Here is a 22,484-nt window from a genome sequence, read left to right on the forward strand (position 1 = left end):
ACGGGTGATTACGGGAGCGTTCTTCCGGCACGGCGCGTGCCGACGTCACCCTTCGGTACGGCCGTGCACCCGTGCGACCCAGTCCGCCGGTTTGGCGATCTCGGCCTTGGTGGGCAGCGTGTTCGGCGACGTCCAGACGCGGTTGAAGCCGTCCATGCCGACCTCGTCGACCACGGCCCGCACGAACCGTTCGCCATCACGGTACTGCCGCAGCTTGGCGTCCAGACCCAGCAGCTTGCGCAGCGCCGCGTCCAGCCGGCCCGCGCCGCTGGCGCGCCGCTTCTGGAACTTCTCCCGGATCTCCGCGACGCTCGGCACGACCTGAGGGCCCACGCCGTCCATCACGTAGTCGGCGTGCCCCTCCAGCAGGGACATCACGGCCGTCAGCCGGGTGAGGATCTCCCGCTGCGCGGGCGTCTGCACCAGCTCGACGATGCTGCGCCCCTCCTGCGGAGGCCGCGCGCCCGTCAACGACTGCGCCGCCTCCCGCACCCGCTCGAGGAGCGTGGCGGGGTCCACGTCCGTCTCCGCCAGGAAGGTCTGGATCTCCCCCTCGATGTGGTCCCGCAGCCAGGGCACGGCCGTGAACTGCGTCCGGTGGGTCTCCTCGTGCAGGCACACCCACAGCCGGAAGTCATGCGGGTCGACGTCCAGCTCGCGCTCCACCTGCACGATGTTGGGCGCCACGAGCAGCAGCCGCCCGCCGCCCTCGGAAGACCCCGGCAGGTCGCGCGTCACCGGCGCGAACGTCTCGTACTGCCCCAGCACCCGCGACGCCAGGAACGACAGCAGCATCCCCAGCTCGACGCCGGTCACCTTGCCGCCGACCGCCCCCAGCACGGCACCGCCCGGCAGGCCCGCGCGGCGGCCCTGCATCTTCTCCAGCAACGGCCCGAGCACCGCCCGGAACCCGGCGACGTTCGCCTTCACCCACCCCGCCCGGTCGACGACCAGCACGGGCGTCCGCACCCCGGCCTCGCCCTCCCGCAGGCCCATGCGCGTGAACCCCCGCACATGCCCCTCCGACGCCTCGGCGTGCCGCCGCAGTTCGGCGACCACCTCACGCGCCTCGTCCCGGCTCACCTCCGGCCCCGGACGTACGAGCCGGGTCGCGGTCGCGACCGCGAGCTTCCAGTCGACCATCTCCGTGCCACCGACGCTCGTCATGCCTTCACCGTACGTGCTGCGCATGGCTCCGAGTGAGGTCTTACCCCGTCCCCCACGGGGTTTGTGGGCAGTCGTTCCGCAGGGCTGGGGGCACCTCCCAGCGGTAGCTGGGGGAGGGTGGGCACAAACCGGCCCACCGGGCCGCACCTGGACGGCCGGTTCGGCACCGCCGGGCACCTTGCGGTGAGCTGAACACCGTTGCGGCGGAAAGAATCCCGGGGCTGCGCCCCGCCCTCAGTCAGCCGTGGCCACCGCCGCCGCCAGGCGGTCGAGGGCCCGCTGCGCCGCGTCGCCGTCGGTCGTGCCCGAGGCCATGAAGCCGAAGGTCAGGAGGCGGCCCGAGGGGGTCACCGCCGTGCCGGCGAGGGTGTTGACGCCGGTGAGGGTGCCGGTCTTGGCGCGGACGATGGCACGGCCGGCGTTCTCGCGGGGGTAGCGATCGCGGAGGGTGCCGCTGAAGCCCGCCACCGGCAGGCCGGTGAGGACGGGCCGCAGGCGTGGGGTGCGCGGGTCCGCGGAGCGGGCCAGGAGGCGGGCCAGGAAGCCGGCGGAGACCTGGTCGGCGCGGTCGAGGCCGCTGCCGTCGGCGATCCGTACGCCCTCCATGGGCAGCCCCAGCCCTGCCAGCCGGTCCGTGACGGCCTTGGCCGCGCCCTCGAAGTCGGCCGGACGGCCGGAGGCGAGGGCGGTCTGGCGGGCGAGCGCTTCGGCGATGTCGTTGTCGCTGTTGGTCAGCGCCCGATCGACTAGATCGGCCACCGGTGCCGACGCGACGGCGGCGACGCGGGCCGCCTTGGCGTCGGCCCGCGTCTCCGACACGTCGCCCTCGACCTCCACGCCCCGCTCGCGCAGCAGGTCCGCGAACTTCCGCGCCGCGTCCGCGGCCGGCTCGGCCGTGCGCTCGGCGGGTCCGCGGGCGGAGTCGTCGAGGCGGCCCTCGTCGACCATCAGCGCGCTGACGGGGGCGATGTTCACGTTGACGCCGATGGGGTGCCGTGCGGGGCCGGAGTAGCGCGAGGCGTCGTAGGCGAGCCGGGTGCGGGCGGTCCCGCGCGCTTTCAGGGAGCGGGCCGTGGAGTCCGCGAGGTCGGCGAGCGAGGCGAAGCGCGGTCCGCCGCCCTTGCCGGGGGGCGCGGCGGTGAGCGTGGGGTCGCCACCGCCCACCAGCACGATGCCGTCCGAACCGGCGACCACGGTGGTCTCGATGCGGTGCTCGGGCCCCAGCGCGGCGAGCGCGGCGGCGGCCGTGGCGAGCTTGATCGTCGAGGCCGGGGTGTACGCGGTGCCCTCGCGGGACCCGTAGAGCTGCTCCCCGGTGGGGACGTCGACGACGGACGCGGCGTGGTCGGTGCCCAGCGCGGAGTCGCCCAGCAGCGGTTCCAGCGCTCCGGCCAGGCTCTCCCGGGAGGCTGCCGCGCCCCGGGTGCGGAGCGCGCCGAGCACGGGAGGCGCCGTGACCGGCCCGGCGGCGCGCGCGGCGCCACGCGGGGCGTCACCCCCCGGGCGTACCTCGGCGGCGGCCCGGGCCCGTTCGGCCTTACGCTGGCCTCCGTCCCAGGGGCCGGAGGCCGCCACCGCACCGGTCGCGATCACGATTCCGGCCACGGCTGACGCGGCGACGAACCCCATGGTCCGGCGCTGCGCCAGGGGGGCGTCCCGCCACTGTCTGACCTGCCACCATTCGGCTCCAGGCTCCACGGACCAGCCCCTTTCGCCACCACACACCTACGTGGGGGACACTTAATCACCAGACGTATGTGTTGATCATGAAGGAGCCACCCGTGGAGTTCGACGTCACCATCGAGATCCCGAAGGGTTCGCGGAACAAGTACGAGGTGGACCACGAGACCGGTCGCATCCGTCTGGACCGCCGACTCTTCACCTCGACCTCCTACCCGGCCGACTACGGCTTCGTCGAGAACACCCTCGGCGAGGACGGCGACCCGCTGGACGCGATGGTCATTCTGGACGAGCCGACCTTCCCCGGCTGCCTCATCAAGTGCCGCGCCATCGGCATGTTCCGCATGACGGACGAGGCCGGCGGCGACGACAAGCTGCTGTGCGTCCCGGCGAACGACCCCCGCGTGGAGCACCTGCGCGACATCCACCACGTGTCGGAGTTCGACCGCCTGGAGATCCAGCACTTCTTCGAGGTCTACAAGGACCTGGAGCCGGGCAAGTCCGTCGAGGGCGCCGACTGGGTCGGCCGCGCCGAGGCCGAGGCCGAGATCGAGGCCTCCTACAAGCGCCTCGAGGCCGCCGGCGGCTCGCACCACTGAGCCGTCTGAAGGCTCGCACCACCGAGCCTGAAGCACCCGCGACGCGCGGCTTCCACGTCCTACGTGACAGTCCTACGTGACAGTCCTACGTGACAGTCCTACGTGACTAGAAGCCGCGCGTCCGCTTCGCCGCCCGGCGCCCGGCGCCCTCGCCGGGCACCTTGAGGAACAGCCGGGCCATCTCGGAGCCGAGATTCACTCCGATGGCGATCGCCAGCGCCAGGGCCGCCGCCTTGGTGAGGCTGGAGATGCCGGTGTTGAGCTCGTTCTTCGCGAAGTTCAGCAGCGCGAAGTACACCGCGCTACCGGGCAGCAGCGGCCCGATCGCCGCCGTGATGTACGGCAGCGCCGAGGCGTGCCGATAGCGCGCCAGCAGCTGCCCGAAGAGGCCCACGAGACCCGCGGCCACCGCCGTGGCGGGCACCGGGTCGGCCCCCATGGTGTCGGCGAGCGCCGCGTAGATCACCCAGGCGACCCCGCCGTTGAGCGTGGTGACCCACACGGTGTGACGTTCCTGCTGAAGCAGCACCGCGAAGGCGAAGGCCAGCAGCATCGCCGCGACGATCTGGATGACGGGCCGCTCCTTGTGCTGCAGCGCCGCCTCGGGGTTCAGCGTGCCGCCGCCGATGTGCACGCCCCCGTAGAGCACGACGAGCACACCGCAGACGATGCCCACGATGAGGTAGCCGACCTCCAACAGCCGAGCCGCCGCGGTGATGTAGAAGCCGGTCAGGCCGTCCTGTACGCCCGCGACCAGGGCCCGCCCGGGAATCAGGGCGAAGAGACCACCGGTGATCACGGCGGAGGCCTGGATGTCCGGGCGGCTGGCGCTCAGCGCCACGCCCATCGCAGCCGGCGGCAGCGCGGCGGCGACGAACTGGTAGAACTCCGGCAGCCCGCGCCCCGCCGCCAGCCACGCCAGCCGGTCGCCGAGCATCGCGCCGACCGCCGCCGCGAGGAACACCACCGGCCCGCCCCCCACCAGCATGCTCGCCGCGCCCGCCAGCAGCCCGGAGGCCAGCGTCAGCGCCCAGCCGGGGTAGGGGTGGCGGTTGCGGCGCATCTCGGCCAGCCGGCCGTACGCCTCCTCCAAGGTCAGACCGTTGGAGGTGATGTCGTGGATGAGGCGGTAGACGGCGTTGAGCCGGGTGTAGTCGGTGCCGCGCCGGCGGACCGTGCGGTGGGCGGTGACCGGGTCGTCGACGAGCGAGGCCTGGTAGCTGACGGTCAGGAGGGTGAAGGTGACGGTGGGCTCGCAGCGCCCGAGCCCGTAGGCGTGCGCGACGCCGAGCATCGCCGTCTCCACGTCCTCGGCCCCCTCGCCGCCGGCGAGCAGCAGCTCGCCGATGCGCAGCGTCAGGTCGAGCACGCGCGGCACGGCCGGGCCCGCTTCCTCCTCCTGGCGCGGCGGGCGGTCGGGCATCGGGCGCTCGGCGAGCGGCATGCGCAGCATGGTGCGCATGCGGTCCTGCCAGGGCGCCTCCTCCTTGATGAGGCTGACCTTGGGTATGCCGTGGGGCGGTGTGAAGGCGGGGAAGGAGGCGGCCGGGCCGGCGCCGGGCCGGGTGAAGGCCGACCCCTCGGGCTCGCTCTCCGGCTCGGGCGCGACGCCCTCGGGCAGCGCGAACTCCGACGTGGGGTGCTCGTCCTCCGGTACGGGCGGCAGCGGCACCCCCAGCGGCGGGGTGAAGGCGCTGCGCGCCTCGTCGGACTGCGGCTTGCGGTCCTCGGCCGGATCACCCGCCCGGTCGTCCGCCGGACCCCCCGGGCCCGAACCGCCGCCTCCCCGCTGCCGATCCGCCACCACACGCTCCTCGTCAGGCCCTCGTGCACCGTCCTGCTCAGTGCCACCATGCCTGATGGGCCGTACGGGCGCGCATCGGGGGCCCGGATATACGGAACGGCAGCCTCAGCGGGGTGCCGCGGAGACTGCCGTGGTGGGTTCTGGGGGCCGTGGTGGGCCGTAGTGGGCCCTGGGGGCGGGCCGTGGGAGCCGAAGCCGGAAGCCGGGAGCCGGCCCGGGGCTCAGCGCCGGGCGTGCCGGCCGCGCGGGCCGGGCGGCTGCTGGTCGTCGGGGTTGTAGCCGCCGTCGTCGTCGGGGCTGTAACCGCCGTCGTCGGCGGGGCCGTAACCCCCGTTGCCGGGGTTGTAGCCGCCACCGTTGGGGTTGTAGCCCCCGTTGCCGGGGTTGTGGCCGCCGTTGCCGGGGTTGTAGCCACCATTGCCGTAGCCGCCCTGGTTGCCGTAGCCACCGCCGTGGCCACCGCCGTAGCCACCCTGGCCGTGGCCGCCGCCGTTGCCACCGTTGCCGTAGCCGCCCTGACCGCCACCGTTGCCGTAGCCGCCCTGGTTGCCGTAGCCAGCGCCGTGGCCACCCTGGCCGCCGTAGCCGGCACCGGCACCGGCGCCGCCGTAGTAGCCGCCGCCGTTGCCCTGGCCGCCGTAGACGCCGTCCTGACCGCCGCCGAAGCCCCCGTCGCCACCGCCGTAGCCGCCCTGGTTGCCGCCGAAGCCGCCCTGGTCGGCGCCGTAGCCGCGCTGGGGGCCGCCGAAGCCGCCCTGGTCGGCGCCGTAACCGCCGGCCATCGGGGCCGGCGCCGCCGGGGTCGCCGGCGCCTGGGCCGCGGCCTTCTTCGCCTTGGACCGGGCGCGCAGGAACTCGATGGCGATCGGCACCACCGAGATCAGCACGATCGCGACCAGCATCATCTCGATGTGCTGGTGAACGAAGTCGATCTTGCCCAGCGACGCACCGAGCAGCGTCACGCCGACGCCCCACAGGAGGCCGCCGATGATGTTGAAGATGAGGAACGAGCGGTAGTTCATCCGGCTCACGCCGGCGATGATCGGCGTGAAGGTCCGGATCACCGGCACGAAGCGGGCCAGGACCAGTGACTTCGGGCCGTACTTCTCGAAGAACTCGTGGGCCTTCTCGACGTTCTCCTGCTTGAAGAGGCGGGAGTCCGGCCGCTTGAAGAGCGAGGGGCCGACCTTGCGGCCGAAGAGATAGCCGGCCTGGTCGCCGAGGATCGCCGCGGCACCCACCAGCGTGCACACCAGCCACAGCGGCTTGTCGATCTGGCCGGTGGTGACCAGCAGACCCGTGGTGAACAGCAGCGAGTCACCCGGGAGGAAGAACCCGATCAGGAGGCCGGACTCCGCGAAGACGATGGCCAGGACGCCGATCAGACCGAATTGCTCGATCAGATAGTTCGCGTCGAGCCACTGGGGGCCGAGCGCGAGAGTGGTCATGGGAGTCACGGGTGACAGGCTCCTGAATGGAGGGCACAGGCTCGTGCGAGGTCCGGGCACAGGCGGGGAGTGTGGTGTGCGGCCCAAAGTTATCAACGCCACCGGGCCCGTCACGGTTCCACCCGATCGGCGCAACCCCACGCCTCCAGGGTGCGTCACGGACAACGAACGGCAAAACTGCACAGACAGACGGAGGTGGGCTCGATGGGCATCGACGAGTACGGCGGCGGCCAGCACGAGAAGTCCGATGTGTTGGTCGTCACGACCAATGACGTGCCCGGCTACCGGGTCGACCGGGTCATCGGAGAGGTGTTCGGCCTGACCGTCCGCTCCCGCCACGTCGGCAGTCAGATCGGCGCCGGCCTGAAGTCCCTCATCGGCGGCGAGCTCAAGGGCCTGACCAAGACCCTCGTCCAGACCCGCAACCAGGCCATGGAGCGCCTGGTCGAGCAGGCCCGCGCGCGCGGCGCCAACGCCGTGCTCATGTTCCGCTTCGACGTCACCGAGGCCGCCGACGTCGGCACGGAGGTCTGCGCGTACGGCACGGCCGTGGTCATCACGCCGCTGGCCTGACCCCGCTGGCATGCCCCCCGCCGGCATGAGCCCGGGCGCCGCCGTCAGGCGGCGTCCCGCATGGCCCGGAACGTCCTCCGGTACGTCAGGGGGGACACCCCGATGGCGGTGTGCAGATGCTGCCGCAGCGACGCGCCCGTACCGAAGCCCGCGCGGTGCGCCACCAGGTCCACCGGCCAGTCGGTGGTCTCCAGCAGATGCCGCGCCCGCTCGACGCGCTGCCGCAGCAACCACCGCCCCGGGCTGTCGCCCGTCTCGGCGCGGAAGCGCCGGGTGAACGTCCGCACGCTGACCCGCGCGTGCGCGGCCAGATCGGCCAGCGTCAGGGGCTCCTCCAGGCGCTCCAGCGCCCACGCGCGCGTGGGCGCGGTGCCGCTGCCGTCCGGCTCGGGAACCGGCTGCCTGACGAACTGCGCCTGCCCGCCGTCACGCCAGGGCGGCACCACGCACATGCGCGCCACCGCGTTGGCGATCTCGCTGCCGTGGTCGCGCCGCACGATGTGCAGGCACAGGTCCACCCCGGCGGCCACACCGGCGGACGTCAGCACGTCCCCGTCGTCGACGAACAGCACACCGGCATCCACCCGGACGGCGGTGAACATCCGGCGCAGCTGCTCCGCCTCCTTCCAGTGCGTGGTCGCGGGCCGCCGGTCGAGCAGCCCCGCCGCCGCCAGTACGTACGAGCCGGTGCAGATCCCCACCATGCGCGTCCCCGGCCGCACGGCGGCCAGCGCGTCCCGCAGGTCTCCCGGCAGCAGCCCGGTCTCCTGGATCTCCCCCAGGGCGTGCGACGGCGGGATCACCACGGTGTCGACGTCCGCCAGCGCGGACGCGTCGTGGCCGACCACCAGCTCGTAGTCCGCGTCCGTGCGCACGGGCCGGCCGTCGACGCTGCAGGTCGTCACCGAATAGAGCGGCTCCCCGGCCGCCGAGACGGCGGCACCGAAGATCCGGGCGGGAATGCCCAGCTCGAAGGGGACGACACCGTCCAGCGCGAGGACTCCGACGCGGTGCGTGGTCTGATTCCGCACGGCCTGATTCATGGCCCGATTCTTTCAGACGTTGGCCATCGGGCCACTACTCGGCGGCGGCGGGCCCGGGGAATCTTGAGCCACACCCCCACCGAAGGAAGCGAAACATGCGCGCCATCAGCCAGAACGCCCCCGGCGGCCCCGACGTCCTCGAGCTCGTCGAGACCGACCGCCCCGAGCCCGGCCCGACCGAGATCCTCGTCCGCGTCCACGCCGCCGGCGTCAACCCCGTCGACTGGAAGAGCCGCGACCGTGGCGTCCTCGTCTCCGGCGCGACCACGCCGTTCACCCTGGGGTGGGACGTGGCGGGCGTCGTGGAGGCCGTCGGCGCCGGCGTCACCCTCTTCGCCCCCGGCGACGAGGTCTACGGCATGCCCCGCTTCCCCCACGCCGCCGGCGCCTACGCCGACTACGTCACCGCCCCCGCCCGCCACTTCGCCCACCAGCCCGCCGGCCTCGGCCACGTCGGCAGCGCGGCCCTCCCCCTCGCCGCCCTCACCGCCTGGCAGGCCCTCGTCGACACCGCCGACATCCGTCCCGGCCAGCGCGTCCTCGTCCACGCCGCCGCCGGCGGCGTCGGCCACCTGGCCGTACAGATCGCCAAGGCCCGCGGCGCGTACGTCATCGGCACGGCCCGCGAGCCCAAGCACGCCTTCCTCCGCGACCTGGGCGCCGACGAGCTCGTCGACTACAGCCAGCAGGACTTCGCCGAGGTCGTCCACGACGTCGACGTCGTCCTCGACACCATCGGCGGCGACTACGTCCACCGCTCCCTGCGCACCCTGCGCCCCGGCGGCACCCTCGTCACGATCGTCCCCCCGGACGACACCTTCCCGGCCGAGGCCGCCCGCGCTGCGGGCGTACGGGCCACCTTCGTCCTCGTCGAACCCGACCGCACGGGCCTCCGCGAGATCGCCGCGCTCGTGGAGAGCGGTCAGCTGCGTGTCGAGGTGGACGCGGTGTTCCCCCTGGAGGAGGCCGCCAAGGCCCACGAGCTGGGGGAGCGGGGGCGGACCACCGGGAAGATCGTGCTGACGGTGGCGCCCTGACCGCCCGCCCTCACCCGGGCGGGTGACCGCGCCACCGCCCCGGGGACACGCGTGCGCAGATCCGTCCACGATCACGACCATGAACGCGCGCGACCGGGCCACCCCGGAGACCTGGATGCACCCGCCGCCGGACGGCTGGACGTACGACCAGGTGAAGGGGCTGGGCCTGCAGTTCAACTGGGAATTCGTGGACGGGGGCATCGTGGTGCGCGAGATGACCGATTGGTGGCACGACGCGGTGCGGGACAAGCTCTACCTGGCGCTGATGAGCGCCATGGTGGAGCCGTTCACCGCCAACATCGAGCGATGCGTCATGGTCGACGAACGCACCGTGGTGAAGTCCGACATCGTGCTCTTCGACAAGCGCGGCCTCGACGTGCACACCCTGGACTGCGTCCCCGCCGACAGAGTCGTCCTCGCGATCGAGGTCTCGTCCACCGGCACGCGCCCTGTGGAGCGCTTCCTCAAGCCCGGCCTGTACGCCGAGGCAGGTACCGGCTCTTACTGGCGCGTCGAACGAGGCGACGGGGACGTCCCGGTGGTGCACGAACTCTCGCTGCACGCCGAGACCGCCAGGAACGGCGCCCCCACCCGCGAGCGCGCCGCGCACGTCGGCACGCTCAAGACGGACGTCCCCTTCCCCGTCGAGATCGACCTGCGCGACCTGATCGAGCTCTGAGACCTCACTCCTGTCGGAGCCTCAGCTCGCACCACACCGTCTTGCCGGTGCCGTGCGGGCGCAGGCTGACGTTCCACACGTCGGCGAGGGCGGCGACGAGCGCGAGCCCCCGGCCCGCCTCCTCGTCGTCCCTCGCCTGCCGCACGCGGGGGACGCCGCGCCCGGCGTCCGACACCTCGATCCGCAGCTTCTCCCCGTCGACCGTGCACAGCGCCCTGACCTCCCGCTCGGGCGTCGTCCGGCCGTGTCTGCACGCGTTGGCCATGAGCTCGCTCAGCAGCAACGCGGCCACGTCGGCCGTCTCCTTCCCGACCGGCCAGTCCCGCGCCTCCTCCCGCAACAACCTGCGCGCCCGCCCGACGCTGCGGGGATGACAGGGGAAGCACCAGCCGACGAACTTCAGCGGGGTGCGAGGTCGTGCTGCTCTCATCGATGTCCTCGGAGCGGTGAGTTTCGGCGTTCAGGCTGAAACCGTGGCTGGCGGAGGAGCACCATCGGGAGTAGCGAGGTGGGTACGACCCTTGTCGTACCCGGCAGGGCACCGGAGGGGACCGCGCGGTGACAAACGAGAGCTCTCAGCCGCCGATGGCATGGCGGTACTGCGGCAACCAGCTCAAGCTCTGGCGCACGCAGGCCGGCGTCAGCCGCGAGGAGCTGTGCAAAGAGGCCGGGTACGGGTACGAGACCGTCAAGTCGATGGAGCAGGGGCGGCGGAGGCCGACAGTTCGACTGCTCGAGGTCGCGGACGAGATGTGCGGGGCGCGAGGCAAGTTGGTCGCGGCGAGGGACTACCTGCAGCCGGAGCGGCAGCCCGGACACGTCCGGGAGTACATGGAGGTCGAGGCCGAGGCAATCGCGATCTACTCCTACGAAACCCTCTTTGTCCCGGGCCTGTTGCAGACCGAAGAGTACGCAAAAGCCCTGATGGCCAGCCATTGGCCGCCCATCGATGACGACACGCTCGAAGACCGCGTGACAGCCCGCCTACGACGCCAGGAAAAACTGACGCGCAAGCCAGCCGCACTGTTCAGCTTCGTGGTCTACGAGGCCGCGTTGCGCACCAGCACTGGCGGCACAGCGGTCATGAAAGACCAGCTGAGCCACATGCTCGACGTGGGCACTCTGCGCAACGTGTCGATCCAGGTGCTTCCCGCCGATCGGTACGCACCCTCCCACTTGAACGGCCCCTTGCTGCTACTGGAGACCGAGCAACACAGCCACTATGGCTACGTGGAAGGCCAGAACACCCACGTGCTGTATTCCGACGCACCTACCGTCAGCACCCTGACCAAGCGCTACGGGATGATCCGCATGCAGGCGCTCAGCGCGGAGGAGTCGGAACAGTTCATCAGAAGGGCACTGGAAACGCTATGAGCAACAAGCTGGCATGGCTCAAGTCCAGCTACAGCGACAACGTGGGCGGCAACTGCATAGAGGTCGCCACCCTCCCTGATGTCATTCACGTCCGGGACTCGAAGCTCGAGCTTCGGGAACGCGGCCCCCGGCTGACGATCCCCCCGAAAACATGGGGGACCTTCATAGCCGAGCTTCGGGCGTCGAGCCTCGAGCGCCCTCTTTAGGGAATGGGAGGTGGGGTTGAACCCACCCACCCTCCCAACCCCCGCGTAAGCACACGCAGATGACTTTGCGCAACTGCGTCGCGACAGCCCGCGTTCGCCGTGTAGCGTGCGCAGCAAGAAGCAACCCCCGCCGGTGCGCCAACACCGGGACGGGGGTCTGACCACCGAGATCGAAAAGAGCGATCCCGTGGCTGTGGCCAACACTATCGTCGCCCCCCGCCCCTACGCTCCCCCAATGGCCGCACCCGGCTACGGAAAACGTTCCGCACCGGACCAGGCAGCCCGCGACCGGCGGACCTTCGCTCATCTGCCCGAGCGCGAAGCGCACATCGCGGCGCACATCGATCGACTGCCCGACGGCGCCGCGATCGACGTGAAGACCCTGGCCAAGGAGCTGGCGGCATACGGCCAGCAAGCAATCCGCACAGCCCTCACCGCGCTCACCACAGCCGGGCACGTCTTCCGCAAGCGTGAACCCATCGGCGAAGGCCGCACCCAGTGGGTGTGGCGCTCGTACTTCTCGCGCACGCCGCGTAGCGAAGCGTGGTGGAAGCGCTTCCTGAAGGGCGACACGGCCGGAGAGCCGCAAGCGGCGGAGGAGGAACCGCGCCGCTCAGAGGCCTACGAGGCCCTGGCGGTCGTCGGCCGGACGGACCCCCGTCTCCCCCTGTCCGCTGCGGAGTGCGCGGACCTGGAACCGCTGGCGGCGGAATGGCTGGCGCGCGGCATCACTCGCTCCCAACTCGTCCGAGCACTCACGGCGAACCTGCCGGGACACATCCACGCCCCGGCCGCCTTCACGCGCAGTCGCCTGCTCACGAAGTGCCCACCGGAGCTGCCTCCCCCCGCTCAGCAGCACGCCTCACCCACACCCACCCTCTCGGAATGCGCCGGCTGCGGCACCCCAGGCCGCCCGGAAGCTCTCCCCGACGGCCTCTGCCACCCCTGCCACGGCGCCCCGCCCGAGCCGACCGAGCCGCCCGAGCCCTCACCCGCCCCCACCCGAGCCGCAGCAGCGGCGGCGGCGAGAGCCGCCCATCAAGCCGGGCGAGCCCGCTTCCTCGCTCGCCCCAAACGGGCTGCTCAGGCGAACAGTTCGCCGAGCAGCTCGGGGCCGAGGGGGATAGGGGCGGGCCGGTAGGCGGGCGGCTGGGCGCCCATCAGCTCGCGGACCAGGAAGTCCCAGCAGCGCTTGCGGACGTAGGACAGGCAGTCGATGAAGGTGTGCTCGGCGCCCGGGACGATGAGGAGCTCGAAGTCCTTGTCGGCGGCGAAGAGCCGGTCGGCCAGCCGCAGCGTGTGGTGCGGGTGGACCTGGTCGTCCATTTCGCCGTGGACGAGCAGCAGCTTGCCCGCCAGGCGGTCGGCGAGGTCGACGTTGGAGGTGCGGGCCCAGGCCTCGGGGTTGTCCGCGCCGTCGTAGGTCTCCACGAAGCCCAGGTTGAAGTGGCGGGCGTCGTGCGAGCCGGAGAGGGCGACTCCGGCCTTGTAGACCTCGGGGAAGTCGAGCATCGCCCGCGCCGCGGCGAAACCGCCTCCGGAGTGGCCGAACGAGCCCACCCGGTCCAGGTCCATCCACGGCCGGGTCCGGGCCAGCTGCCGCAGCGCCGCGACGTGGTCGGCCAGGCAGCCCGCGTCGGCCAGGTGGCCGTAGGAGGCGTCGTGGAAGGACTTGCTCCGCCCGGGGGTGCCGCGTCCGTCCAGCGCGATCACCACGAAGCCCAGCGCGGCGAGGGGCTCCGCGTCGAGGCCCATGCCGCCGGGGTCGAAGCAGGGGGCGACCCGGGCGACCTGCGGGCCGGGGTAGAGGTTGTCCACCACCGGGTAGCGCTCGGCGGGGTCGAACCCGCGCGGCCGGTACAGCACGCCGTAGATGTCCGTCACGCCGTCGGCCGCCTTGACGCGGAAGCGTTCCGGCGCCGTCCAGCCGGTGGCGGTGAGCTTGCCGATGTCGGCGCGCTCCAGCTCGGCCAGCACCCGCCCGGCCCAGTCGCGGACGCGGGTGACCGGCGGGGTGTCGACGGTGGACGCGGAGTCGATGAAGTAGTCCTGGTCGTCCGGCATGGTGACGACGTGGTCCAGCTCGTCGTCGGTGACCTTGGCGAAGCCGGTGCCGTCCAGGCCGACCCGGCACACCGTGCGCCGGTACGGGTCCTCTTCGACCAGCCCGGAGGCGGTGAAGTACACGACCCGCTCGGCCTCGTCGACGCGCAGGATCTGCCGGACCGCCCACTGTCCGGAGGTGACCTGCCCGAGCAGTTCGCCGGTGCGCAGGTCGTACCGGTACAGGTGGCCCCAGCCGTCCCGCTGCGAGTACCACAGCACCTCGTCGGCCAGCACCCGCACGATCGGCGGCTCGTACATCCCCTGGTTGGGCTCGACGCGGGTGGCGCCGGTCTCGGTGAGCACGGTGGTGACCTCGCCGGTGGCCGGGTCCATCCGGTGCAGGGTGAGCGTGCGCAGGTCGCGGGGGCGGGAGAGGTAGTAGACGGCCGAGCCGTCCGGGGCCCACCACGCCCACTTGCTCGTGATCGGCGACATCATCGGCATGAGCAGCGGCTCGGCCTGCGCGCGGACCACGGTGCCCTCGGCGACGTCCAGTACGACGAGCTCGGCCAGCGGCATGTTCTCGTCCCCGGCGTAGGCGTACCGCTGGGTGTGCAGGAGGGGGGCGCCGCCGTCGGCGGGCCGGGCCTCCACGAGGTGGGTCTGCCGGACGTCGCGCTCGTCGGTCCGGTGCGCCAGAACCTTCGTCGAGTCGGGCGACCATGCCACCGCGGGCGGCAGGTACGGCAGGCCGATCTTGCGCAGCAGGGTGCCGTTGCTCGTGCAGTCCGGGCCGGGGCCGTACTGGTAGTCCGGCTCGCCGTCGGTGGTCAGCGCCCACTCGCGGCCGTCGGACAGCGAGCGCGCCCACAGGTCGTAGCCCCGTCGGGACACCGCGACCTTCTTGTCGGGGGACGGCACCTCCAGCGGGCTGCCCGGAGGTGTGAACTCGGCCCGCTCGCAGGTGTAGTCGTCGAGGCGGCAGCGCCAGTACTCACCGAACGCGGCGAACTCCACGGCGTTTCCCGCTGGTTCGACGGCTATGAACGGCAGGGCCTCGGGGTCGGCCTGCTGCCCGGAGGCGGCGGTCAGCGCGGTGGCGAGCCGGGCGTGGTCGAAGGCCGGTTCGCGGGTGCCCGCCGCCGGGTCGACCAGGACGAACCGTCTGCCGACGCCGTTGCTCACCGCGTACAGGAAGCGGGCGCCTCCGTCGATCCACTGCGGCCTGACCTTGTCGCCGATGACCAGCTCGCCGGGGCGGGCGGGGCGGCGGAAGAGTTGCTCGGCGGCCTGGTAGTCCTCAGTGGTGCTCATTCTTTCTTCCCCCATGATCGTTTTCGGTTTTGGCGCGAAGAGTACTTGTCAGAGGCTGCGGGCGGTGATGTTGCCGTAGGACGTGGTCGCGTGGATGGTCACGTCGGCGGTGCCGTCGGTGTTCTTGAGCGTGTTGTGGATGCGGCCGTAGGCGGTGCCGGCGTCCAGGGAGGCGGAGACTCCGCGGGCGGCGCCGACCGAGATCTCGCCGTGCTCGGTGCGCAGCGTGACCGTGCCGTGCGTGGCCTCGGCGATGTGGAGGTCGCCCTTCTGGGTGCTGATCTGCGCGTCGCCGCGCAGGCGACCGACGGCGATGTCGCCGGCCTGGAGGGCGAGGTGGGTGCCCTCGGCCTCGTCGAGCTTGACCGTGCCGTGCGCGGCCTCGAAGGCGACGTCGCCGAGCCGCCCCACGCCCCGGAGTTCGGCGCTGGCCGCCTTGGCCTCGACGCGGGAGCCGGCGGGCAGCTGGACGGTGACCTCGACGGAACCGGGGTTGCCCAGGAGCCGGTTCTTCGCCTCCAGGGCCTCGATCCGCAGGACGCCGTCGGCGTACGCGACCTCGATCCGCTCCGCCGCCTTCACGTCGCGGCCCTTCGAGGCGTCCGCGGGCCGGACCTCGACCGTGGCGTCGGCCCGGTCGGCGGCGATGAACTGGATGCGGCCCGCGGGGATGTCGAGGACGGCGGCGATCGGGGCGGCGGTGGCGAACTTCTGCATGATGTCTTCCTTCGACTCGTCGTTTCTGACGAGGGAAAAGCTACGTTGCGTTTCGAGAACTGGCAACACACTCGTTGCGAATAATCAGCATAACTGCAGGTCACAGCCGTAATATCGTTGCAACGGTCCTGAATTTAACGCAATGACAGCCCTCCGTTCGTTGCAATGGATTGGAAGTGAAGGCTATGCTCGGAGGCACCTAGGACCCACGAAGGAGATCGCGATGCCGGGAGGCAGGCTCACCCAGCAGGAACGCCAGCAGATCGCGCTGGGCATGGCCGACGGCCTCGCCTACGCGGAGATCGCCAGGCGTCTCGACCGCCCCACCTCCACGGTCACGCGTGAGGTGATGCGCAACGGCGGCCCCACCGCCTACCGCGCCGACCTGGCCCACCGCGCCACCGAACGCCGCGCCACCCGGCGCAGGCAGGCCGCGCCCCGGGAGTCGCAGGCGCCCGCGCAGGCCCATGGACGCGACCCCGAGGCCGTACGCGAGTACGAGGAGGTGCTCACCACCGTCCTCATCGGAACGGGCACGCCCAAGATGATGGCCCGGGTGCTGACCTGCCTCTACACCACCGACGCGGGCAGCCTCACCGCGTCCGAACTCGTCCAGCGCCTCCAGGTCAGCCCGGCGTCCATCTCCAAGGCGATCGCGTTCCTCGAAACCCAGGGCCTCGTGCGCCGGGAACGCGACGAACGCCGCCGCGAGCGCTACGTCGTCGACGACGACGTCTGGTACCAGTCCATGATCGCCAGCGCCCGCGGCACCACGTACTTCGCCGAAGCGGCACGGCAGGGCGTCGGCGTCCTCGGCCCCGACACCCCCGCCGCCCAACGCCTCGAGAACATCGCCCGCTTCGTCGACTTCGTCTCCGAGAGCATCACCCGCGCCGCGGAGCAGGCCCGCGACCTCCTCTACACGAAACCCGAAACGGCCCTGGACAGCCCTGACACGCCGCCTTCGGATCGCGGATAGACGGCCCCCGGCCCGCCCGAGCGAGCTCGGGCCGCCGCTCGCCCCTGTGGGTGATTGCCCCCGTTCGCACCCGCCAAGAGGATTGCCTTCGTAACGCACGCTCCCCCGGCAGGAAGGCCGAGTGATGAGCAGGCACACCCCGCGGCATACCCCGCGGCGACCCGCGTTCCGGAAGCTGACCCTCGCCGTGGCGGCGGCAGCGCTCCTCCTCACCGCCCCCGCCCCGGCGCCCGCGGCCGCCGCTCCCAAGGCGGTGTCGACCCTTCAGTCCGCCTCGATCCGCTTCCACACCGAGGACGAGGACAAGGACGGCGACACCCGGGTGACCATCACGGTCCGGGACCACAACCACACGGTCGTCGCCGAGCAGAGCGGCGACCTGGGGCAGTGGGACGAGGGCGAGGACTCGCCGGAGATCGGCCTGGTGGTCCGCGCGGCCAGTCCCCTGCCCGATCTGAGCGGCGGCACCGTCCACATCCGCATCGACCCCGTCGGCCACGACACGTGGTCGTTCACGTTCCGCGCGACCATGAACTACTCGGGCGGCGAGGGCGTGACCGTCAACCGGACCCAGCGCATCACGCTCAGCCAGGACAACCGCGACGCGGACACGGTGATCTAGCGATCTGCCACCGGGCGGCCGTCCGGCTCCGGGACGAGGCCGTCGGCGACCAGGCCGGCGAACACCGCCTCGCCCAGGGCCCGTACCGCGGACTGGGGCCGGACCATCACGGTGAACTCCTTGACCCGGCCCGCTTCGTCGAACTGCAGCAGGTCGATGCCGTGGACCTCCTTGCCGCCCACGCCGGCGCGGAAGAGGAGGATCTCCGAGGGGGTCTCGGCGCCGTCGGTGCTGGTCTCGGCGGTGCCGTCGAAGCGTCCGACGTAGCGGAAGTCCTCGAACGTGCGCAGGAGGACGTTGAGGAGGCCCAGGACCATGGTCCGGCCCTCGAAGGGCGTGAACTTCACAGGGCTGTAGAAGCGGATGTCCTCGGTGAACAGGTCGTTCATCGCGGCGAGATCGCGCGCCTCGACGGCGGCGCGGAAGCGCGTGGCGGTGGCGGCGGCAGCGGCGGTGGCGGTGGCGGTGGTCTCCGTGGACATGAACCCTCCGATACTCAAGAAGAGGACTACTCAGATTCTTGAGTAGGTATGCTGCCCCGGCGGACGAGGAAAAGGGAAGGGGTGGTCTCGCATGGCCTTGCGGCACGCGGTGCTGGCGGCGCTGCTGGACGGCGAGTACAGCGGCTACCAGCTGGCCAAGGCGTTCGACGTCGGCGTCGCCAACTTCTGGCACGCGCTCCCTCAGCAGCTCTACGCCGAACTGACCAAGCTGGAGCGGGAAGGCCTGGTCATAGGCCGGCAGGTGGTGCAGGAGACCCGGCCCAACAAGCGCCTCTTCCGGACCACCGACGCCGGCCTCGCCGAGCTGGAACGTTTCGCGGCGGCCGCGTCGAAGCCCTCGTTCATCCGTGACGACCTGCTCGTCAAGGTCCAGGCCGCCGACCGCACCGGCACCGGGCCGGTGATCGAACAGCTGGAGGAGCGCGCGGCCGCGGCCGACGCCAAGATCAGGCTTTTCGGTGAGATTCTGCGGCGGATGCGCGGCGACACGGACGAGGAGGAGTTCCTGCGCCACGGCGAGCGGATCGGCCCGTACCTCACCTGCCTGCGCGGCCTGGACTTCGAGCGGGGCAACCGGGACTGGTGCCTGCGCACAGCGGCCGTCCTGCGCGAACGGCAGACGGCCGAAGCGGGCGCACGCGACGACTCCCCGGTCCGCCCGGCGACGCGCTGAGCCCCTAGGGGGTGTCCGACGGGGCAGCGCAGACCCACTAGACCAACGGGCCGCCGGCCTCCCACTGGTCGCCCTCGCCCGCCATCACGTACGCCCCGTCCTCGAGGCGCCCGATCAGCCCCCGCGTCCACTCCGCGCCACTGTCGGCCATCTGGACCCACATCCCCATGACCTCACCGATGTGGCCCCAGTCCTCGCCCTCGGCCGGGGTCCAGCGGGCGCGGATGTCCTCGCGCCACTCCTCGAGCGCGGCGAGCCGCCGCTTGAGGAGGGCGACGGCCTCGGCGCGCGGCAGGTCGACGATGAAGCCCACGCCCGCCGTCAGGACGTCGGTCCTCTGGTCCGCCGAGGTCAGCGCCTCGCGCAGCAGGCGGAGGTACTCGCGGTCGCCCGCCTCCGTCAGCTCGTACTCCGTACGCGGCGGGCCGCCGGCCTCGCTGGGCGCGACGTCGTGGGCGAAGAGGAGGTCCTGGCGCGCCATGGCCTTCAGCGCGTGGTAGATCGACCCGGGCTTGGCGTTGGACCACTCGTGGGCGCCCCAGAACTCCAGGTCGCTGCGGACCTGGTAGCCGTGGGCACGCCCGCGCCGGCGGACGGCGCCCAGCACGAGCAGCCGGATGGCTGACATCTCTCGCCTCAGTCTCTCTGTGCCGCCTGGGCCGTGGGACAGCGCGGGTGCCGGTGCGACCACGTGCCGTTACGGCCCAGCGTAGACGGGGCGCGTACGGGTCCGGCGCCCCGCCCGGGGCCGCCGCTCAGCCCGCCTGCTGCTCCGCGAGCAGCTCGAACGCCGTCTTGCCGTCCAGCGACTCGCGGACGATGTCCGCGTGGCCGGCGTGGCGGGCGATCTCCTCGATGAGGTGGAGCAGCAGCCAGCGCACGGAGACGCCGGCGCCCTGCGGGAACCACGGCGCGTCGGGCAGCGCGAACGTGTCCTCGAGGTTCACCGAAAGGACGAAGCGCTCGGTGTCCGCGGCGACCGCGTCCCAGCGGGCGAGGAGCTCGGCGACGGTCTCCTCCTCCGTGGGGCGCCAGCTGGCCTGCCAGTGCGCCATGGACTCCTCGAAGTCCTCGGGCGCCAGGCCGCGTGCCCGCTCGACCCAGCCGCGCTCGCCCTCGACGGCGTGCTTCAGGAGCGCCCGGAGCGAGAGCTCGCTGGCGCTCGGCGTGGCGTCGACCTGCTCGTCGGTCAGTCCGAGGACGGACCTGCGGATGCCGCCGCGCTGGGCGTCGAGGAAGTCCAGCAGCGTGCCGCGCTCGTCGGCGACGTTCTTCTCGACCACATGAGTAGGCATGGGGCTTCCACCGTCTTTCTCGTCTGTTCCTGCGTTCCTGTGTTCCTGTGTTGCTGTTCGACGAGTTCACAGTAGGAGCCATGTAGGCCAGATCCCGACCTATATTGATCGTCAGAAGGGGAATCTGCTCCTTCCATGCTGTATCGAGATCCACTTCGTCGTCGTGAACGCCTCCACCATCGAGTCGCCGTTCAGCCGCCCCACACCCGAGTGCTTCTCGCCCCCGAACGGCACGATCGCCTCGTCGTGCACCGTGGCGTCGTTGACGTGCACCATCCCCGATTCGACGCGCTTGGCCAGCCGTACGCCCCGCTCCACGTCACCCGTGTGGACGGCGCCGCTCAGGCCGTACGGCGTCGCGTTCGCGAGGCGGATCGCCTCCTCCTCTCCGTCGAAGGGGATGATCAGCGCGACCGGGCCGAAGATCTCCTGGCCCAGGATCGGCGCGTCCTGCGCCAGCCCCGTCAGCACCGACGGACCGACCAGCGTGCCCTCCGTACGGCCGCGCAGGAGGGCGGTGGCGCCGTCCGCGACCGTCTGCTCCACCAGTGTGGTGATCGCCTCCGCCTGGCCCGCGTTGATGAGCGGGCCGATGTGCGTAGCCGGATCGCCCGGGTCGCCGACCTTCAGGGTGCGCACCTTGGCGACGAACTTCTCCGTGAACTCCCGCTCCACCGAGCGGTCGACCAGCACCCGGTTGGCGGCCATGCAGACCTGCCCCTGGTGGATGAACCGGCTGAAGACCGCGGCGTCCACGGCGTAGTCGACGTCGGCGTCGTCGAGGACGATCAGCGCGCTGTTACCGCCGAGTTCGAGGATCGTGCGCTTGAAGTGCGAGGCGGCGACGGTGGCCACATGGCGGCCGACCTTGTCGGAGCCGGTGAAGGAGATGACCTTGGGAACGGGGTGCTCTATGAGGGCGTCGCCTATCTCCGCTATGTCGGTGACGACGACGTTCAGCACGCCCGCCGGAAGACCGGCGTCCGCGAAGAGCCGGGCCACCAGGCCGCCGCCGCACACCGGGGTGTTCTGGTGCGGCTTGAGGACGACCGCGTTGCCCATCGCCAGCGCGGGTGCCACGGACTTGATCGACAACAGGAACGGGAAGTTGAACGGGCTGATGACCCCGACGACCCCGACCGGCACCCGGTAGAGACGGTTCTCCTTGGTGTCGTCCGGGGACGGCAGAATGCGCCCCTCCGCACGCAGGGCCAGGTGGATGGCCTCACGTAAGAACTCCCGGACCAGGTGCAGCTCGAACGCTGCCTTGACCGCCGTGCCGCCGCACTCCGCCGTGATGGCGGCGGTCAGCTCCGCCTCATGGTCGTCGATGACGCGCAGCGCCCGTTCGAAGACGAGCCGGCGGGTGTACGGATTGGTGGCCGCCCAGCCCGGCTGGGCACGCTCGGCGGCGCGGTAGGCCTGGTCGATCTCGGTGACCGTGGCCACGGTGATCGACGCGAGCTTCTCCCCGTCGTAGGGATTGAAGTCCACGATGTCCCAGGAGCCACTGCCGGCTCGCCATTCCCCGTCGATGTACTGGTAGGCGAGGTCGGTGAAAATCGAATCGTAAGTGCCGTCGGACATGCGCCATCCTGTCTGCGAATAGCGGGGCGCTCGTGACGCCCGTAACGATTGCGTACTCCCGATGTGACGTCATCGTACTGATGAGTCAGCGGAGTTGAAGTAGGCGTCCGATCAGCTCGCGGCTGCCCGCCGGGGAAAGACTGTCGGCGTGCAGCCGGTCCATGACCCGCTCGTACTGGGCCACGTCCTCGCGCTTGTCCAGGTAGAGCGCGCTGGTCAGCTGCTCGAGATACACGACGTCGGAGAGGTCCGACTCGGGGAAGCGCAGCATCGTGAAGGCGCCGCTCTCGCCCGCGTGTCCGCCATGGGCGAAGGGCATCACCTGCAGCGTGACGTTCGGCTGCTCGGAGATGTCGATGAGATGCTGGAGCTGGTTGCGCATGACCGTTTCACCGCCGTACGGACGGTGCAGTGCGGCCTCGTCCAGCACGGCGTGAAAGCGCGGCGCCCGCTCGGAGAACAGCAGCTTCTGGCGCTCCATGCGCAGCGAGACGCGCCGCTCGACCTCGGCGGCGTCGGCCCGGGGCTGGCCGCGCACCACGACGGCGTGGGCATAGCCCTCGGTCTGCAGCAGGCCGTGCACGAACTGGACCTCGTAGATCGAGATGTGCGACGCGGCGCCCTCCAGGCCCACATAGGTCTGGAACCAGCTGGGCAGGACGTCGCCGTAGCTGTGCCACCAGCCGGCGACGTTGGCCTCCCGGGCCAGCCCCAGCAGCGGATCGCGCTCGGCGCCGTCGGTGACTCCGTAGAGCGTGAGCAGATCCTCGACGTCCCGTGCCTTGAAGCTCACCCGGCCCAACTCCATACGGCTGATCTTCGACTCCGACGCACGGATCGAGTACCCGGCTGCCTCGCGCGTGATGCCCCGTGACTCCCGCAGCCGCCTGAGCTGGGAGCCCAGGAGTATGCGCCGCACCACGGAACCGCTCGACTCGCTCGTGGCCATCATGGCGACCTTCCTCTTCCGGTCCTGTGCCAGGTTTTTTGTGGTCTCGTCGCTTCCGCACCCCTCTGAGGGCGACCCCCGCTACCCCCGGCGCCGAAGTCTGCCACTTCCGGGCTCCGTTGAGTGCATGTCCGGTTACGCAGACAAGCCAACGACGGGAGCGCTACCGAAGGAGGCGTAGGGAGAATT

At 71.4% G+C, this 22,484-nt stretch carries 23 protein-coding genes; 10 read left to right on the forward strand and 13 right to left on the reverse strand.

Annotated features, from left to right (window positions below; all coding sequences use genetic code 11):
• Positions 1-45: 45 nt before the first annotated feature.
• Together AB4K12_RS13765 and dacB are read right to left on the reverse strand one after the other, a co-directional pair.
• Complete coding sequence (locus AB4K12_RS13765) at positions 46-1,167, reverse strand: zinc-dependent metalloprotease (RefSeq protein ID WP_368434504.1); 1,122 nt, start codon at positions 1,165-1,167, stop codon at positions 46-48.
• 234 nt (positions 1,168-1,401) lie between these two features.
• Positions 1,402-2,865: a D-alanyl-D-alanine carboxypeptidase/D-alanyl-D-alanine-endopeptidase gene (gene dacB / locus AB4K12_RS13770; RefSeq protein ID WP_368434505.1), complete on the reverse strand. Its 1,464-nt coding sequence runs from the start codon at positions 2,863-2,865 to the stop codon at positions 1,402-1,404.
• Positions 2,866-2,948: 83 nt separating this feature from the next.
• On the opposite strand from dacB, the gene AB4K12_RS13775 reads away from it, so the two are divergent.
• The gene (locus AB4K12_RS13775) at positions 2,949-3,446 is read left to right on the forward strand and encodes an inorganic diphosphatase (protein ID WP_071962293.1); all 498 of its coding nucleotides are present in this window, start codon (positions 2,949-2,951) and stop codon (positions 3,444-3,446) included.
• Positions 3,447-3,552: 106 nt separating this feature from the next.
• Here the strand turns inward: AB4K12_RS13775 and AB4K12_RS13780 are convergent, their stop codons facing one another.
• Complete coding sequence (locus AB4K12_RS13780) at positions 3,553-5,250, reverse strand: threonine/serine exporter ThrE family protein (protein WP_368434506.1); 1,698 nt, start codon at positions 5,248-5,250, stop codon at positions 3,553-3,555.
• A gap of 221 nt (positions 5,251-5,471) precedes the next feature.
• On the reverse strand, positions 5,472-6,698 hold the full coding sequence (locus AB4K12_RS13785) for a DedA family protein (RefSeq protein WP_368434870.1): 1,227 nt from the start codon (positions 6,696-6,698) through the stop codon (positions 5,472-5,474).
• Positions 6,699-6,902: 204 nt separating this feature from the next.
• Between AB4K12_RS13785 and AB4K12_RS13790 the strand changes: the two genes are divergently transcribed.
• The gene (locus AB4K12_RS13790; RefSeq protein ID WP_086567616.1) at positions 6,903-7,271 is read left to right on the forward strand and encodes a YbjQ family protein; all 369 of its coding nucleotides are present in this window, start codon (positions 6,903-6,905) and stop codon (positions 7,269-7,271) included.
• Positions 7,272-7,315: 44 nt separating this feature from the next.
• Here AB4K12_RS13790 and AB4K12_RS13795 read toward each other — a convergent pair whose 3' ends face one another.
• Positions 7,316-8,314, reverse strand: a complete 999-nt coding sequence (locus AB4K12_RS13795) for a GlxA family transcriptional regulator (RefSeq protein WP_368434507.1) — start codon at positions 8,312-8,314, stop codon at positions 7,316-7,318.
• A gap of 95 nt (positions 8,315-8,409) precedes the next feature.
• On the opposite strand from AB4K12_RS13795, the gene AB4K12_RS13800 reads away from it, so the two are divergent.
• Together AB4K12_RS13800 and AB4K12_RS13805 are read left to right on the forward strand one after the other, a co-directional pair.
• Positions 8,410-9,351 carry an NADP-dependent oxidoreductase gene (locus tag AB4K12_RS13800; RefSeq protein ID WP_368434508.1) on the forward strand — a complete coding sequence of 314 codons (942 nt, stop codon included), beginning with the start codon at positions 8,410-8,412 and terminating at the stop codon, positions 9,349-9,351.
• A gap of 79 nt (positions 9,352-9,430) precedes the next feature.
• Entirely contained in the window at positions 9,431-10,030 is a 600-nt protein-coding gene (locus AB4K12_RS13805; RefSeq protein WP_368434509.1) for a Uma2 family endonuclease, read from the forward strand.
• Between the two features lie 4 nt (positions 10,031-10,034).
• Here AB4K12_RS13805 and AB4K12_RS13810 read toward each other — a convergent pair whose 3' ends face one another.
• Positions 10,035-10,460 carry an ATP-binding protein gene (locus tag AB4K12_RS13810; protein WP_368434510.1) on the reverse strand — a complete coding sequence of 142 codons (426 nt, stop codon included), beginning with the start codon at positions 10,458-10,460 and terminating at the stop codon, positions 10,035-10,037.
• Between the two features lie 128 nt (positions 10,461-10,588).
• On the opposite strand from AB4K12_RS13810, the gene AB4K12_RS13815 reads away from it, so the two are divergent.
• From AB4K12_RS13815 to AB4K12_RS13825, 3 genes are all read left to right on the forward strand, one after another.
• A complete protein-coding gene (locus tag AB4K12_RS13815; RefSeq protein ID WP_368434511.1) occupies positions 10,589-11,404 on the forward strand; it encodes a helix-turn-helix domain-containing protein in 816 nt (271 codons plus the stop codon).
• Positions 11,401-11,610, forward strand: a complete 210-nt coding sequence (locus tag AB4K12_RS13820) for a DUF397 domain-containing protein (RefSeq protein WP_368434512.1) — start codon at positions 11,401-11,403, stop codon at positions 11,608-11,610. The genes AB4K12_RS13815 and AB4K12_RS13820 overlap by 4 nt, the downstream gene beginning before the upstream one ends.
• Before the next feature lie 235 nt (positions 11,611-11,845).
• Entirely contained in the window at positions 11,846-12,751 is a 906-nt protein-coding gene (locus AB4K12_RS13825; RefSeq protein WP_368434513.1) for a hypothetical protein, read from the forward strand.
• On the opposite strand, the gene AB4K12_RS13830 is transcribed toward AB4K12_RS13825, so the two are convergent.
• Positions 12,694-14,970 carry a DPP IV N-terminal domain-containing protein gene (locus tag AB4K12_RS13830; protein WP_368434514.1) on the reverse strand — a complete coding sequence of 759 codons (2,277 nt, stop codon included), beginning with the start codon at positions 14,968-14,970 and terminating at the stop codon, positions 12,694-12,696. The genes AB4K12_RS13825 and AB4K12_RS13830 overlap by 58 nt on opposite strands.
• Positions 14,971-15,018: 48 nt before the next feature.
• Positions 15,019-15,687, reverse strand: coding sequence for a DUF4097 family beta strand repeat-containing protein (locus AB4K12_RS13835; protein ID WP_368434515.1), 669 nt, complete (start codon positions 15,685-15,687; stop codon positions 15,019-15,021).
• A 223-nt stretch (positions 15,688-15,910) separates the two neighbouring features.
• On the opposite strand from AB4K12_RS13835, the gene AB4K12_RS13840 reads away from it, so the two are divergent.
• Complete coding sequence (locus AB4K12_RS13840) at positions 15,911-16,666, forward strand: helix-turn-helix domain-containing protein (protein ID WP_368434516.1); 756 nt, start codon at positions 15,911-15,913, stop codon at positions 16,664-16,666.
• 124 nt (positions 16,667-16,790) lie between these two features.
• Complete coding sequence (locus AB4K12_RS13845) at positions 16,791-17,288, forward strand: hypothetical protein (protein ID WP_368434517.1); 498 nt, start codon at positions 16,791-16,793, stop codon at positions 17,286-17,288.
• On the opposite strand, the gene AB4K12_RS13850 is transcribed toward AB4K12_RS13845, so the two are convergent.
• Entirely contained in the window at positions 17,285-17,770 is a 486-nt protein-coding gene (locus AB4K12_RS13850; protein ID WP_368434518.1) for a nuclear transport factor 2 family protein, read from the reverse strand. The genes AB4K12_RS13845 and AB4K12_RS13850 overlap by 4 nt on opposite strands.
• 91 nt (positions 17,771-17,861) lie before the next feature.
• On the opposite strand from AB4K12_RS13850, the gene AB4K12_RS13855 reads away from it, so the two are divergent.
• Positions 17,862-18,464 (forward strand): PadR family transcriptional regulator, encoded by a 603-nt coding sequence (locus AB4K12_RS13855; RefSeq protein WP_368434519.1) that lies wholly within the window; start codon positions 17,862-17,864, stop codon positions 18,462-18,464.
• Positions 18,465-18,501: 37 nt separating this feature from the next.
• Here the strand turns inward: AB4K12_RS13855 and AB4K12_RS13860 are convergent, their stop codons facing one another.
• From AB4K12_RS13860 to AB4K12_RS13875, 4 genes are all read right to left on the reverse strand, one after another.
• Entirely contained in the window at positions 18,502-19,092 is a 591-nt protein-coding gene (locus AB4K12_RS13860) for a PadR family transcriptional regulator (protein ID WP_368434520.1), read from the reverse strand.
• A gap of 127 nt (positions 19,093-19,219) precedes the next feature.
• Positions 19,220-19,759, reverse strand: coding sequence for a DinB family protein (locus AB4K12_RS13865; protein WP_368434521.1), 540 nt, complete (start codon positions 19,757-19,759; stop codon positions 19,220-19,222).
• 111 nt (positions 19,760-19,870) lie between these two features.
• Positions 19,871-21,346, reverse strand: a complete 1,476-nt coding sequence (locus tag AB4K12_RS13870; protein ID WP_368434522.1) for an aldehyde dehydrogenase family protein — start codon at positions 21,344-21,346, stop codon at positions 19,871-19,873.
• A gap of 85 nt (positions 21,347-21,431) precedes the next feature.
• Entirely contained in the window at positions 21,432-22,295 is an 864-nt protein-coding gene (locus tag AB4K12_RS13875) for a helix-turn-helix domain-containing protein (protein WP_368434871.1), read from the reverse strand.
• Positions 22,296-22,484 lie beyond the last annotated feature (189 nt).

It is taken from the genome of Streptomyces sp. C36 (genome assembly GCF_040932295.1).
GTDB classification, from domain to species: domain Bacteria; phylum Actinomycetota; class Actinomycetes; order Streptomycetales; family Streptomycetaceae; genus Streptomyces; species Streptomyces triculaminicus.

Excerpts from the sequence above, each read along its gene's own strand:
- AB4K12_RS13765 (WP_368434504.1), bottom strand. The coding sequence starts at position 1,167 with ATGACGAGCGTCGGTGGCACGGAGATGGTCGACTGGAAGCTCGCGGTC.
- AB4K12_RS13785 (WP_368434870.1), bottom strand. The coding sequence starts at position 6,698 with ATGACCACTCTCGCGCTCGGCCCCCAGTGGCTCGACGCGAACTATCTG.
- AB4K12_RS13790 (WP_086567616.1), top strand. The coding sequence starts at position 6,903 with ATGGGCATCGACGAGTACGGCGGCGGCCAGCACGAGAAGTCCGATGTG.
- AB4K12_RS13795 (WP_368434507.1), bottom strand. The coding sequence starts at position 8,314 with ATGAATCAGGCCGTGCGGAATCAGACCACGCACCGCGTCGGAGTCCTC.
- AB4K12_RS13800 (WP_368434508.1), top strand. The coding sequence starts at position 8,410 with ATGCGCGCCATCAGCCAGAACGCCCCCGGCGGCCCCGACGTCCTCGAG.
- AB4K12_RS13805 (WP_368434509.1), top strand. The coding sequence starts at position 9,431 with ATGAACGCGCGCGACCGGGCCACCCCGGAGACCTGGATGCACCCGCCG.
- AB4K12_RS13810 (WP_368434510.1), bottom strand. The coding sequence starts at position 10,460 with ATGAGAGCAGCACGACCTCGCACCCCGCTGAAGTTCGTCGGCTGGTGC.
- AB4K12_RS13820 (WP_368434512.1), top strand. The coding sequence starts at position 11,401 with ATGAGCAACAAGCTGGCATGGCTCAAGTCCAGCTACAGCGACAACGTG.
- AB4K12_RS13825 (WP_368434513.1), top strand. The coding sequence starts at position 11,846 with ATGGCCGCACCCGGCTACGGAAAACGTTCCGCACCGGACCAGGCAGCC.
- AB4K12_RS13830 (WP_368434514.1), bottom strand. The coding sequence starts at position 14,970 with ATGAGCACCACTGAGGACTACCAGGCCGCCGAGCAACTCTTCCGCCGC.
- AB4K12_RS13835 (WP_368434515.1), bottom strand. The coding sequence starts at position 15,687 with ATGCAGAAGTTCGCCACCGCCGCCCCGATCGCCGCCGTCCTCGACATC.
- AB4K12_RS13840 (WP_368434516.1), top strand. The coding sequence starts at position 15,911 with ATGCCGGGAGGCAGGCTCACCCAGCAGGAACGCCAGCAGATCGCGCTG.
- AB4K12_RS13845 (WP_368434517.1), top strand. The coding sequence starts at position 16,791 with ATGAGCAGGCACACCCCGCGGCATACCCCGCGGCGACCCGCGTTCCGG.
- AB4K12_RS13850 (WP_368434518.1), bottom strand. The coding sequence starts at position 17,770 with ATGTCCACGGAGACCACCGCCACCGCCACCGCCGCTGCCGCCGCCACC.
- AB4K12_RS13855 (WP_368434519.1), top strand. The coding sequence starts at position 17,862 with ATGGCCTTGCGGCACGCGGTGCTGGCGGCGCTGCTGGACGGCGAGTAC.
- AB4K12_RS13860 (WP_368434520.1), bottom strand. The coding sequence starts at position 19,092 with ATGTCAGCCATCCGGCTGCTCGTGCTGGGCGCCGTCCGCCGGCGCGGG.
- AB4K12_RS13865 (WP_368434521.1), bottom strand. The coding sequence starts at position 19,759 with ATGCCTACTCATGTGGTCGAGAAGAACGTCGCCGACGAGCGCGGCACG.
- AB4K12_RS13870 (WP_368434522.1), bottom strand. The coding sequence starts at position 21,346 with ATGTCCGACGGCACTTACGATTCGATTTTCACCGACCTCGCCTACCAG.
- AB4K12_RS13875 (WP_368434871.1), bottom strand. The coding sequence starts at position 22,295 with ATGGCCACGAGCGAGTCGAGCGGTTCCGTGGTGCGGCGCATACTCCTG.